Source organism: Ruegeria sp. YKSF070, from assembly GCF_059612725.1.
The window spans coordinates 26,521-38,425 of the sequence record NZ_JBXWRD010000042.1; the positions used below are offsets into that span (position 1 = coordinate 26,521).

The 11,905-nt window shown below is 60.4% G+C and carries 11 protein-coding genes and 2 pseudogenes; 9 read left to right on the top strand and 4 right to left on the bottom strand.

The window, feature by feature from the left end; translation table 11 throughout:
* Positions 1-129: 129 nt before the first annotated feature.
* Complete coding sequence (locus tag AC2FL1_RS17975; RefSeq protein WP_496877836.1) at positions 130-1,512, bottom strand: MmgE/PrpD family protein; 1,383 nt, start codon at positions 1,510-1,512, stop codon at positions 130-132.
* Between the two features lie 250 nt (positions 1,513-1,762).
* Between AC2FL1_RS17975 and AC2FL1_RS17980 the strand changes: the two genes are divergently transcribed.
* A complete protein-coding gene (locus AC2FL1_RS17980; RefSeq protein ID WP_496877837.1) occupies positions 1,763-2,656 on the top strand; it encodes a LysR substrate-binding domain-containing protein in 894 nt (297 codons plus the stop codon).
* On the opposite strand, the gene AC2FL1_RS17985 is transcribed toward AC2FL1_RS17980, so the two are convergent.
* Positions 2,653-5,070 (bottom strand): GcvT family protein, encoded by a 2,418-nt coding sequence (locus AC2FL1_RS17985; protein ID WP_496877838.1) that lies wholly within the window; start codon positions 5,068-5,070, stop codon positions 2,653-2,655. The two genes, AC2FL1_RS17980 and AC2FL1_RS17985, sit on opposite strands and share 4 nt — an antisense overlap.
* 359 nt (positions 5,071-5,429) lie before the next feature.
* Here AC2FL1_RS17985 and AC2FL1_RS17990 point away from each other — a divergent pair, with 359 nt between their 5' ends.
* The 6 genes from AC2FL1_RS17990 to AC2FL1_RS18015 all read left to right on the top strand — a co-directional run bounded on the left by AC2FL1_RS17990 (position 5,430) and on the right by AC2FL1_RS18015 (position 9,626).
* The gene (locus tag AC2FL1_RS17990) at positions 5,430-6,620 is read left to right on the top strand and encodes a tyrosine-type recombinase/integrase (protein WP_496877839.1); all 1,191 of its coding nucleotides are present in this window, start codon (positions 5,430-5,432) and stop codon (positions 6,618-6,620) included.
* On the top strand, positions 6,617-7,222 hold the full coding sequence (locus tag AC2FL1_RS17995) for a helix-turn-helix domain-containing protein (protein WP_496877840.1): 606 nt from the start codon (positions 6,617-6,619) through the stop codon (positions 7,220-7,222). Before AC2FL1_RS17990 ends, AC2FL1_RS17995 begins: the two co-directional genes overlap by 4 nt.
* Before the next feature lie 128 nt (positions 7,223-7,350).
* The gene (locus AC2FL1_RS18000) at positions 7,351-7,521 is read left to right on the top strand and encodes a helix-turn-helix transcriptional regulator (protein WP_496877841.1); all 171 of its coding nucleotides are present in this window, start codon (positions 7,351-7,353) and stop codon (positions 7,519-7,521) included.
* 113 nt (positions 7,522-7,634) lie between these two features.
* Entirely contained in the window at positions 7,635-7,943 is a 309-nt protein-coding gene (locus AC2FL1_RS18005; protein ID WP_496877842.1) for a winged helix domain-containing protein, read from the top strand.
* A 94-nt stretch (positions 7,944-8,037) separates the two neighbouring features.
* Positions 8,038-8,475, top strand: a complete 438-nt coding sequence (locus AC2FL1_RS18010) for a hypothetical protein (RefSeq protein WP_496877843.1) — start codon at positions 8,038-8,040, stop codon at positions 8,473-8,475.
* Positions 8,472-9,626, top strand: coding sequence for a helicase RepA family protein (locus tag AC2FL1_RS18015; protein WP_496877844.1), 1,155 nt, complete (start codon positions 8,472-8,474; stop codon positions 9,624-9,626). The genes AC2FL1_RS18010 and AC2FL1_RS18015 overlap by 4 nt, the downstream gene beginning before the upstream one ends.
* 216 nt (positions 9,627-9,842) lie before the next feature.
* On the opposite strand, the gene AC2FL1_RS18020 is transcribed toward AC2FL1_RS18015, so the two are convergent.
* Both AC2FL1_RS18020 and AC2FL1_RS18025 read right to left on the bottom strand, forming a co-directional pair.
* Positions 9,843-10,511 carry a hypothetical protein gene (locus AC2FL1_RS18020; protein ID WP_496877845.1) on the bottom strand — a complete coding sequence of 223 codons (669 nt, stop codon included), beginning with the start codon at positions 10,509-10,511 and terminating at the stop codon, positions 9,843-9,845.
* Between the two features lie 217 nt (positions 10,512-10,728).
* Positions 10,729-11,049, bottom strand: coding sequence for a thermonuclease family protein (locus AC2FL1_RS18025; protein WP_496877846.1), 321 nt, complete (start codon positions 11,047-11,049; stop codon positions 10,729-10,731).
* Between the two features lie 655 nt (positions 11,050-11,704).
* Here AC2FL1_RS18025 and AC2FL1_RS18030 point away from each other — a divergent pair.
* Positions 11,705-11,788 (top strand): annotated as a pseudogene (locus AC2FL1_RS18030) (HGGxSTG domain-containing protein); the annotation flags it as partial.
* A gap of 6 nt (positions 11,789-11,794) precedes the next feature.
* Positions 11,795-11,905, top strand: a pseudogene (locus AC2FL1_RS18035) (transposase); the annotation flags it as partial.

Sequence of the window (11,905 nt, forward strand, 5' to 3'; positions counted from 1 at the left end):
AAAGATGCTGCCCGTCGCCAAGAGTATCATCGCCATTGGGTCTGCCTGATCTGGATCGTTCGGAGCAGCGGGTCGAAGAGAACCTTTTTTGTCGGCCCTTCGGACACGGTGCGCCTCCGGTTTCAGAGATCAGCCGACAGGGGCGAGTAGATGAGTCAGCACATCGGCAAACCGGCTGTCTGGTTCGATCAGCCCGAGTGTGGCATCTCGTACAGCCGACGCGCGAGCGTCGCCAAGGCCAGGCGCGGCGTATTCCATGAATTTGTCGATCAAATCGGCGCGGGACAGCGGCATTTCGGGGCCGCCCCGCGCGTTGATGTCGCCCGATTCCAGAACACGCCCATCCGTGGTTGTGATCGCGACATCGGCCCATCGACCAGCCGGAAAGCGGCTGCTGTGGCGCGGGTCCTCGGATACGGTGATCCTTTGCATGATATCGCGTACCAGTGGATCGGCCAGACCAGACCCCGAGACATGTTCAACGCCGATGCGCCCATAAGCGATCTGGATTGCAACCGGGAAGGGCAGAGCATATTGCGCAATGGCAGTGGTCGGAGGGAGCCCCTGATAGAGGCAGGCCGCCTGATGAAAACTGTTCACATGGACCCGTGCGATATCGGAGTGTGACAGCCCGTGGTCCAGCATCAGCTTGCGCACCCCGTCGATAGCCGCATGCGCCCAGCGACAGATGGGGTAGGGTTTCACATATTGGTGCTGCATCTGCCAGAACCGGCCGAGGTCAGTCCAATAGGGGGCTGCTTCTTCGGCCTCGACAGTGATGGCTGGTGCACCGGTAAAGCCCTGCTCGGCAAGGATTGCGGCGGACAGTCCGACCATCGCACCCCAACCCGAACCGTCATGCAGCATCGTCGGTGTCGCGATCTCGCGCATCATCTGGCTACGCGGGCCGTGGTATTCGGCGATTCCAAGGGCCTGACGCAGAGTCTCGCGGTCTTGCCCGCGCAGGCGGGCTGCCATGGCGGCGACACCAAGGCAGTTCCAGGCGCCCGAAGTGTGATAATCGCTGACGGTGGCATGCAGCGTAATGCCAGCGCGCCCTGCCACTTCGTAACCGATCGTCACGGCGGCCAGAGCTTCGGGGCCCGAGAGGTTGGGCAGATGCTGCGCCAATGCCGCCAATGTCGGGATCACCACGACACCAATATGACCCTTGGTCGGGTTATAGCCGTCATGTGCATCGAGGTTGTCGGTCTGGGTGGCGGCGGCATAAGCCGCCCCCGCCAGGCTGACCGGACGCCCGTCGAACATCATCCGGGCCTGGTGATCGGGATCGGCGGTGCCATAAAGCAGGGTCGCGGCGTCCCGCGCGATCACGCCTGCGTCCAGCGGGCTGGCAGCAGCGATGACGCCGAGCGTGTCGAGCATCATCAGTGCGGCGGCCTCGCGCACCGGGATGGGAAAATCCTCGGCCCAGGAGTCGAGCGTGAATGCGGCAATGCGTTCGAGTGTATTGGACAGGCTGCCTTGCTGGTCGGTCAGGTGCGTGTTCATGGGACCTCCTCTGCCCTTCCGGGCCTACGCAAGACAAGGCTAACCCGCGTCCCAGGCCGCTACTCGCGAAAAGATCGACGCCTTGCCCCTAGATTTTCTTGCCCCTAGATTTTGATGTGCGATGTGCGATGTGCGATGTGCGATGTGCGATGTGCGATGTGCGATGTGCGATGTGCGATGTGCGATTGCGACCCGCGACGCGTCAGGTCCCGCTTGCTCGCAGCCCCCGCTCTGGCGTTAGATCGGCGCCATGAGACATTTGCCGCATCTGACATATCTGCGCTCGTTCGAGGCCGCCGCGCGATATCTGAGTTTTACCGCCGCCTCGGAAGAGCTGAATTGCACCCAGTCGGCGGTCAGCAATCATGTCCGCTCGCTTGAGGAATTCCTTGGCCGGCCGCTCTTTGTGCGTTTGCCCAGGACGCTTGCGCTGACCGAGTTGGGTGAGGCCTATCTGCCCTCGGTGCGTCGCGCCCTGCAAGAGATCGATATCGCCACCGAAGCCCTGCTGTCACAGCGGCACCGGCGCGAGGTTGTGGTCTCCTGCCCGACCAGCCTTGCTGGCCTCTGGCTTGCCGGAGTGTTAGGTGCGTTTCAGGCGCAGTACCCCGAGGTTCAGGTCACCGTTCACGGCACAGTCTGGGCGGATGTCGAGGCCGAGGTTTCGGATATCTCGATCACCATTCATCATGTGGATGATATCCCCGATGGCGCGGTACAGCTATGGTCCGAGACACTGGCGCTGGTCTGCGCGCCGGGCTTCGCGGTCGATTCCGTGCCGTTGCAGGACCCGGCACAGTTGGTCAACGCACGGCGGATCGAAGTGATGGGGCGCCCGGTCTATTGGGACCTTGTCGCGCAGTACTTCGGGTTTCAGGGCTTCGACACGGCAAGAGGGTCAAAAACGGATGTCTCGACCCTGGCCGCGGAACTGGCCGCACAGGGGGCCGGTTGCGCGGTGTTACCACGCGTTCTGGTGGCCCCGTATCTGGAGAGGGGTGCGCTGATAGAACCCTTTGCGACAGAGATCGCCAACCCTTGGGTCTATTGCGCTAGGTTCAAGGCGCGCACACCCGCGCCATCGGTGCGGCTGTTCCGGTCCTGGTTGCTGGAGGCGGCGGCCAAGGTCGGCGAGAGGGGCTAACCCCGCAACCGCGCCCCCGCCGGATCGAACGGCGGTTCGGCCAGCAGCACCGCCTTGTGCGGCTTGCCCAACAGGAACACCTCCAGCGCGTCGCCCGGTTTCGCCAATGCCGGGTTGGCATAGCCAATGGCCAAAGATTTGCCTACCGAATAGCCGTAGGCGCCCGAGGTCACCCTCCCCACGGGCTTCCCGTCGGGGGTAAAGATCGGCTCGCCGCCGCTGGCGTCCGCCCCATGCGCGGCCTCGATCTCGAAGACCGACAGCACCTCGCGTACCGGGTTGTCCCTGATCTTCAGCCAGGCCGCCTTGTTCAGGAACTCCTTGTCGGCCTTGATCAGCCGCTCCAATCCCACTTCCTGCGGCCAGTATTCAGGGCTGTATTCCCGACCCCACGAGCCATAGCCCTTCTCGATCCGCAAGGACCCGAGCGCCCGGCTGCCCACCGGCCCGCCACCGATCTCACGCGCGGCTGCAATCAGCGCGGTGTAAAGCCTCACCTGATCCGCCTCGGCGCAATGCAGCTCCCAACCCAGATCGCCTGTGAAACTGACCCGGATCGCCAGGCAGGTCACGCCCGCCACCTCAATCGTGGCCGAGCGCATGAAGGGGAAGCCCTCGTTCGACAGATCGGCATTGGTCAGCCGCTGCAACATCTCGCGCGCCTTGGGCCCGGCCACGTTATAGCCCGCGATGCGGTTGGTCGCGACCTCGCATGTGGTGCCCTCGGGCAAGTCCACCATGTTGAAGAACCGCTGGTGATAGCGTTCGGCCATGCCCGAGCCCACCATCATATAGGTATCCTCGCTCGTCATGGTGATGGTGAAATCGCCCGCGATCCCGCCCCGCACGCCGATCAGCGGCGTCAGACAGGATCTGCCCACGACAGTGGGCACCCGGTTCGCCACCAGCCGGTCCAGCCAGTCGCGCGCGCCCGGCCCCTTGATCTCGTAATTGGCAAAGTTCGAGATGTCGATCACGCCCACCTGCTCGCGCAGCATGCGCACCTCGCGGCCCACCGGCTCCCACCAGTTCTGCCGGGTGAAGCCCACGGTCTCACTCACACCGGGCTGGTCCGCGAACCACAGCGGATGTTCCCAACCGCAGTTCATGCCGAACACCGCGCCCATCTGCTGTTGCATCTCATAGGCGGGTCGCACCCTTGCCGGCCGCCCGGCGCTGCGCTCCTCGTTGGGGAAATGGATGGCAAAGCGGTGGGTATACTGGTCCTGCACCCGCGCCTTGGTGAATTTCTTGTCGGCCCAGTCGCCGAACCGCGCCAGGTCCCAGGCAAACATGTCGTATTGCGGCTCGCCCTCGATCATCCATTGCGCCGCCAACAGGCCCAGACCCCCCGATTGCGAGAAGCCGGGAATGATGCCGCCACAGACGAAATAGTTTCGCAGTTCGGGCACCGGCCCCCACAACGCGCTCGAATCCGGCGACCAGATCATCGGCCCGTTGATCACCCGTTTCACCCCCGCCGTCGCCGCCAACGGCACCCGTTCGGTGGCGCGGATCACGTTGTCCATGATCCGGTCCAGATCGTCGGGGAACAGGTCATGGGCGAAATCCAGCGGCGTGCCATTCTCGGCCCAGAACTTCATATCCTTTTCATAGGCGCCGATCAGCAGCCCGTTGCCCTCCTGCCGGAAGTAGTATTCGCCATCCCGGTCCGCGATTGAAGGCAAGCGGCGGCCCAGTGCCGCCACCTCGGGGATCGCCTCGGTCACGAAATACTGATGCTCGGTTGGTTGCAGCGGCAGGGTGATCCCCGCCAGCGCCGCCACCTCGCGCCCCCACAGGCCCGCCGCGTTGACCACCCATTGCGTGTGAATGTCGCCCTTTTCGGTACGGACGATCCAGCTGCCATCGGGCTGGGGCTCGGTGCCGATCACCGGGCAGAACCGCTCGATCGTGGCGCCCATGGCGCGGGCTCCGGCGGCATAGGCATAGGTCACGCCCGAGGGGTCCACGTTGCCGCCATCGGGTTCGTACATGATACAGCGGATATCGTCGAACTGCGCCAGCGGGTGCAGTTCCTTGGCACGGTCCTTGTCGATCTCGTAGAAATTCAGCCCGTAATACCGCGCCTTGGCCTCTTGCAGCCGAAGCTGATGTTCCCGCGCCTCGGTCTGCGCCAGATAGAGCGAGCCCGCCTGGAACACGCCGCAGCCCTGCCCGGTCTCCTTCTCCAGCTCCTTGTACAGGTTCATCGTGTAATGCTGGATACGGGTAATGTTGTTGTTGTCGTGCAGCCCGTGGATATTCGCGGCCGCATGCCAGGTCGATCCGCTGGTCAGCTCGTCCCGCTCCAGCAACACGACATCGCGCCAGCCCAGCTTGGCCAGGTGATAAAGGATCGAGCAACCAACAAGACCGCCGCCAATCACGACGGCCTGGGCATGGGTTTTCATGGGGTGGATCTCCGTTCTGCCAGTGCAGAAACCCTAGCCGGAGGCGACGCGCACCACCCGCCAAATTTTTGATGTGCAGGGACCGGTTTTCGTTTTGCTTGCTCAGACAGTGGTTGCCCAAAGCGCCGGGCGCTGCCATGGCGCAGAGTTATCGGCCCTTTTCAGGGAGTTGAACCAAAACGATTTTTTTTAGGGGATATATGGTGCCCAGGAGAGGCACATAAGCCTTGTGCCTCCCTGCCCCATGCTGACCGCGTGTCGTCTAAAAGTCTCTATTTTATTGACGATTATTGTTTCAGGGTATTCCATCCTGTCCCGTTATGACCCATATCTTGTGGGTGGACGGAAAGGGGGACAGGATGGCCCGCACCCTGAACAAGCTGAACGACAAATCCGCCAAAGCGGCAGCGCCCGGCAAATACTCGGACGGCGGCGGCCTGTGGCTGAACAAGCGGCCTGACGGCGGTGCGCAATGGGTTCTGCGCGTCCATGTGCACGGACGCAGGCGCGAAATGGGGCTTGGCCCCTACCCTGAGGTATCGCTGAAACAAGCGAGGCAGGATGCCGAACAGGCCCGTGCGCTGGTGCGGCAGGGTTTGGACCCGATCAAGCAGCGGGAACGTCTGCGCCGCGAACAAGCGCGCAACATGCACCTGCTGGCGGATATCGCCCGCGATACCTTCGAAAGCCGCAAGGCGGAACTGAAAGGCGATGGAAAGGCGGGCCGCTGGTTCAGCCCTCTTGAAATCCATGTCCTCCCCAAGTTGGGCAAGGTGCCCGTGGCCGATCTGGACCAACAGGATATCCGCGACACGCTGGCCCCGATCTGGCACGACAAGGCCGATACGGCGCGAAAGGCGCTCAACCGCCTTAGCATCTGCCTGCGACACGCGGCGGCGCTGGGCTTGGACGTCGATTTGCAAGCCACTGACAAGGCGCGCGCCCTTCTGGGCAAACAGCGCCACAAGGCCCAACACATCCCTGCCCTGCCATGGCAGGACGTACCCGCCTTCTATCAAAGCTTGGACGGCGGCACGATTACGGAACTGGCCTTGCGCCTGCTTATCCTGACGGCGGCGCGGTCTGCGCCGATCCGGCATATCCACCTTGACCAAATCGACGGCGAAATCTGGACCATTCCGGCAGAAACCATGAAAGGCCGCAAGGATGCTACAAGCGAGTTTCGCATTCCCCTGTCAAAAGAGGCGCTGGGCGCGATTGAACAGGCAAAGCCCTTTGCCCGCGACGGTTTCCTTTTTCCTAGCGTCCGTAAGGGTGTCATTTCCGACATGACCATGAGCAAATTCATGGGACGGCGCGGAATGTCGGAACGCCCGCATGGTTTCCGGTCCAGCTTCCGCGACTGGGTGGCCGAAACGCAAAGCGTGCCCTTTGAAGTGGCTGAAACGGCGCTAGGTCACGTCACTGGCGGTGCGGTGGAACGGGCATATCGCCGCACGGATTATCTGGAACAGCGGCGGGCGCTCATGGAGCGGTGGGCAGTGTTGGTGACGAAGCGTGAAGACAATGTGCTCAGGTTAACCAGATGAGAGTGGTCAACCCCGAAGTAATGACCTTGGAGCAATCCATAGAACACTGGAAAGACGTCCTAAGCGAATATGACACCGCGCACGACGAATTCATGGCTACTTATCCAAAATCAGCCGGTGCTGTCCTCGAACCACACCGGAAAGCAGCCAAGCTTTTGTGGAAATCTGCCTCTCACCTACTGCGGGAGTACGCTCGAGTGAAGACGCAATATGGATACACTTTGGAGCCAATGCCCTTTGTTCTATTTAATCAGTTAGCGCTCTACCTAGACGATCTGGGTAGCGGAATCATGCCAGAGATATTTGAGAAAGCGCGTGATGATGGACGGGCATACAACAACTTTCACCGAACGCTAATCGCAAAGGCAGTCTATTTTCTAAAGGCCGTTGAAGCAGGTGAAATAGAGTGTCGTGCGCCAACAAAGACGGTCGCGAGACACTTCAACGTCACTGAGCAGACAGTACGCAACTGGAAAAGAAGAGCGGAAGAGTTCTGCCATGATATCCGTCGCCCACACGTCGGGATGCTAATTCAGGCGATGGAAGACGCCGGGCGCAAGTATTCTGTTCTCGGGCGCGGTGCGCCCAGCCCGAATAACTAACCCCAATCCAAAACCTGTTCTGGGTTTGGTCCCCAGATCAACCACTCTACTCTAAGTTTGGCGCACCACGGCCTTTCGGTGCGCACAGTGGTTTGAAGCGGGCCGCGCACCCCAGAAATGGGGATACAATGAAATACCTGACCTTCAGTGACCTTCAGGCCAAACTCGGTGGACGTGGTCGCACCACCATTTACCGCGATGTTGATTTGGGCCGCTTGCCCAAGCCCGTGAAAATCGGCGGACGCCTATATTGGGTCGAATCTGATGTAGACGCCGCTATCGCGGCAATCGCGGGCTAAGACCCGCTCAACCCTTCCACGCGGACGCGGGGCAGATTGAGCGGGAATATATCTTCCAGGATATCCCTACTACATACGCCCAGCGCCTTCGTGGATCAAGCATGGAGGCCATCATGGCTGACAAGACCGACTGGGGCGAAGCTCCGTTCACCATTCATCGCGATAATGCCGAACCGCTGCAAATTCTGGTCGCAGGCCGGGACCGCTGGGCGTTAGAATGCCTGATAGCGGCAGGGCGAAAGGGCTGCACGCCCATCGACACCCCCGGCCCACGCTGGTCGGCATACGTGTTCAACCTGCGCGCGCTGGGCGTCGATATCGAGACCATCCACGAGGCGCATGGCGGCCCGTTCAAGGGCACGCACGCGCGATACGTCCTACGCAGCCGCGTAGGGCGCGCCAGCGGCGCGGAGGCGGCATGATGACCCGCCTTCAAATCCTGTATCTGCGCCGCCTGCACGGGTTGACCGAGGCGCAGGCCCATGCGCTGGCCGTCCTGATCTGGGGGATAGGCGGATGAGTGCCGGGAGCAAAGCGGCAACCGAGGGTCGGGCTTCACGCCCGGCCACCATGTCGATGATGGCGCGCGATGCCAAGCCCGCACACAAGAAGGCGGCCAATGCGCTGGGCTACGCCCTGATGCTGGACACATCCGATGCATGGCTTGCCGCATCGGTGGTTTGGCAGGCCCGTCTGACGCCACAGGAAGCCGCTACAGCGGCCTGGGCGGCCTTGCGGGCAACCGACCCTGACTTGGCCCAGATGGTCGCCACAGCGGCGCTGGGCGGGGCTGGGATGCCCCTTCCGACCCTGGAGGACGTCATGGCCGATGCGGGCTGGTGGGCCGACCTGGCAACGACAGAGGAACGCGCGGCCTATGCCGTCGCTTGCTTCAACCGGTTCTCCCCGATTGAGCGTGCAGACTTCCTGGAATTCATAAGAGGCCGACAATGAGCAGTCAGGGAAATCGTTTCGAGAAGTTTGCGGAAAAGGACCACCACAGCCGGGACAACAACGCTGAATGGCTGACAGGCCGCGCGGGCGATTTGCAGGCGGCCATGCAGCCCCTGGACAGCATCAAACCCGTCCTGTCGTCGCGCTACCTGGTGAAAGGCTGGTTGGACCGGTGCGCATCGTCTGTGGTCTATGGCGAAAGCAACGCGGGCAAGACCTTCTTCGCGTTGGACCTGTCGATGCACGTCGCGGCGGGTGAGTCTTGGCACGGGGCCAAGGTGCCGCCTGCATCCGAACTGTTTGGCTGCGTCGTCTATGTCGCGGGCGAAGGCGGATCGGGGATGAATAATCGCATCGAAGCCTTCCGGAAGGAGAACCCCGACCTGACCCGGCAGGCCGAAGACCGGCATGGGTTCATTCTTCTTCCGACTATGCTGGACCTGTGCGGCGAGAGCGATGCCGTGGAACTGGTGAAGGCGTTTAGCACCCTACGCGCGCGGATCGGGCTGGTCATCATCGACACCCTCGCCCGCACTATGGGCAACGGTGACGAAAACACGGCCCGCGACATGGGGGCCTTCGTCCGAAGCCTGGACCAAATCCGCAACGCCACTGGCGCGCATATCATGGTCATTCACCACACCGGCAAGGACGCCTCGAAAGGCGCACGAGGCAGCGGTAGTCTGCGCGCGGCTGTGGATACCGAAATCTACCTGGCCCGCACCGGTCCGGTCATCATGGCCGAGACGCGCAAGCAACGGGATATGCCGACCGGCAGGGTCTTCGCCTATGTGCTGCGCGACGTGGCAATCGGGGAAGATGAAGACGGCGAACCGGTCACGTCAGCGGTGGTCGAGCCGACCGAACCGGTGAAGCTGGCCCCGCGCCTGAGTGCCCAGCAAAAAATCGCCATCCAAGCACTGGACGACGCCCTGGCGGTCAAGGGCGAGAAGAAGTGCAGCGAGTATTTCCCGAGAAACAGGCGCTGTGTGTCTCTGCAGGTCTGGCGAGAATTCTGCGACCTGCATGGCCTGTCGGACGGTGATAGCGAGAGCGCTCAGCGCAAGGCGTTCCACGCCGTCAAGAAGGCCCTGCACACCAAGGAAATCATCCGCATCTTTGATGACTGGGTGTGGCGCTGCGATGAGTGACCGTTAAGTATTTCACCGCACCCTTAGGGTTTTGAGGAGGAGCGGATATGTCGCTAACGACTGCTCAAGCCCGTTACGCCCGTTACGCACTGTTACCATTCACGCACCGTAACGCGGTCATGCTGCCGTTACATCCGTTACCACCCCCTATAGGGGGTAACGGTGGTAACGCTGACCCTGCTAACTCGAAGGTAATCGAGCATTTGACCGTTTAGTTTAGAACTGGGTCATAATTTCGCATTGCAGGTAGACACCGTCTTCATAGGAATACCGAAACTCACCTTCCTCCAGACCCGAACAAGGGATGCCAAAGGACGGTTGTGCCTCTGGGTTAAGAACTCGTTTTTCAGAGACAAAATCACACAGGTACCTGTCACGGCATTCGAACCGATCAAGCCGGACGATGCCGCATTCGCCTCGGGGGCCGCCGTTGGATATCACCCAGCGGGTGTCCGATACCTTCTCGAAGGTTTCAGACCACTCATTCACGAACAGCTTGCATGTTCGGGCCTCCTTCTGAACTTCAAGCCGGATAATCGCTTCTAGAGCGTCGATTGAACGCTCGTCGCATAGGCGTACAATCGTTTCAGCCAGCCTTGATAAATCGTCAATTTCTCTGGGGTCGCTGTTCGCCGCTTGCCTTCGAAATTCATCCACATCGAATTCTCTTCGTGCCTCCGCAGATAGTTTATCAAGGATGGCGGTTGCAACTTCTTCATCGCCGGAGGCTATTAGTCTCATTGCTTCTATGGAGGCCTTCATCATTGGATCCAACTCGTGGCAAAACTCGTCGAACTCCTCTGAGTCGCTTAGTTGTTCCGCCGCTGCCGCAACCCTCTTGGCCACCTCTTTTTGCACGTTCTCCGGCTTGACCTTCAATGACATGGACGTTTGCGTGAAGTTGCATTCCCACTGCCCGGATGATTGTTCTGAGCACCTGTATGAGAGAAAATCATTCTCCACGCCAACAAGTTGCCCGAAGGATGGTTCGGCAAGAACTGGGTGAAAAGCGAAGGCTAGCAGTATGGAAAGAAACCACGCGCGAAGCGAACACATCCCAAACACTTCCTAAACTCCATGCGTTGCCGTTAGTTCACGCAGATCAGTTGCAGGTTTCACACCAGAACTTGCACCCATTTGGCCAGACGCGTGCCAAACCCTCATCCACGAGGATTTCACCTACATGCCGTCCATTTGAACGCAAAACAGCAAGCGTTCGTTCGTATCTGTCCTTGCCGCGTCGCTCCAAAGTGATTGTCGTCGTATTGAACAACTCGACCAAGCGCGCTGTTGCTTTGGCGGCTAGTTTGCGCTCGAAATCCCCGCCGCACATGTTGGTCGTTGGTTCAGGTGTGTCATAATCCATCGCACGGATTTTCTCTCCCTCCCACCAGAAAGTGTCTCCATCCACGATGCAGGTCACGCGCGGGCCCAATCCGCAGACGTCAACAGCATGGGTCGCAGACGGAAGAAAAAGTAACGTAAATATTAGAGGTCTAAGCATGAAATAACCTCGTACCAAGGCACGATGGCGCCTACAAATTTAGTTAGCACAAATCCGAAGAACTAACTTTTACAGTGCGCTACACTTTAACATTTCTTATCATTTTTTGGCGAGAACTGGAACGAAATAAAGGTGGTTTCGGAAGTGACTGATGGATCGATGGAACTCGAAAAGTACCACAAGGAAGTACATTGGGAGACCAGCAAACGGTGCATCAAAGAGCACGATGCCTGAGGAAAACAGGCGCAGACCTCAAGGCTGCGCGCATCTAAGCCGGTTTTTCATAACGGGAACTGGCCCGACGCTCCGGGCTGTCTCACAAGGCGCTTCAATACTGGGAAAACAAGCCAAGGCTGGACCCGACTGCCCACGGCCTGAGGGCTATCTTTAAGGCCCTAGGCATAAAAGATGGCGAATTATTGGAGCAGTACGCGCGCACGTGTCATGGGGTCTTAGGCCCAAGGGCCTCTGAACGCCTCTTGCACGAAATAGCGCCAGGCATGTCACAGGCATTGCGCAAGCGGTTGGCCTATGGCCGCGTAGTCTGCGGTTCCAAGACCCGTAAGGGCCACCCCTGCCGGGCAAAGTCCGAGCCTGGGCGGACAGGTGCCGGTTTCACGGCGGCCTCAGCACTGGCCTCAGAACGCCTGAAGGAAGGGCACGGATGGCATTGCGACAGACGACCGGGTTCGTCGAGAGCCTCCTGCGGCTGATCGGTCTCGACTGGACGGTGCCAGACTTCAGCACCCTGTCCCGCCGCCAGAAGAGCCTGGCC

Coding starts and splice junctions, on each gene's coding strand:
- AC2FL1_RS17975 (WP_496877836.1), bottom strand. CDS start 1,512: ATGAACACGCACCTGACCGACCAGCAAGGCAGCCTGTCCAATACACTC.
- AC2FL1_RS17980 (WP_496877837.1), top strand. CDS start 1,763: ATGAGACATTTGCCGCATCTGACATATCTGCGCTCGTTCGAGGCCGCC.
- AC2FL1_RS17985 (WP_496877838.1), bottom strand. CDS start 5,070: ATGAAAACCCATGCCCAGGCCGTCGTGATTGGCGGCGGTCTTGTTGGT.
- AC2FL1_RS17990 (WP_496877839.1), top strand. CDS start 5,430: ATGGCCCGCACCCTGAACAAGCTGAACGACAAATCCGCCAAAGCGGCA.
- AC2FL1_RS17995 (WP_496877840.1), top strand. CDS start 6,617: ATGAGAGTGGTCAACCCCGAAGTAATGACCTTGGAGCAATCCATAGAA.
- AC2FL1_RS18000 (WP_496877841.1), top strand. CDS start 7,351: ATGAAATACCTGACCTTCAGTGACCTTCAGGCCAAACTCGGTGGACGT.
- AC2FL1_RS18005 (WP_496877842.1), top strand. CDS start 7,635: ATGGCTGACAAGACCGACTGGGGCGAAGCTCCGTTCACCATTCATCGC.
- AC2FL1_RS18010 (WP_496877843.1), top strand. CDS start 8,038: ATGAGTGCCGGGAGCAAAGCGGCAACCGAGGGTCGGGCTTCACGCCCG.
- AC2FL1_RS18015 (WP_496877844.1), top strand. CDS start 8,472: ATGAGCAGTCAGGGAAATCGTTTCGAGAAGTTTGCGGAAAAGGACCAC.
- AC2FL1_RS18020 (WP_496877845.1), bottom strand. CDS start 10,511: ATGTCATTGAAGGTCAAGCCGGAGAACGTGCAAAAAGAGGTGGCCAAG.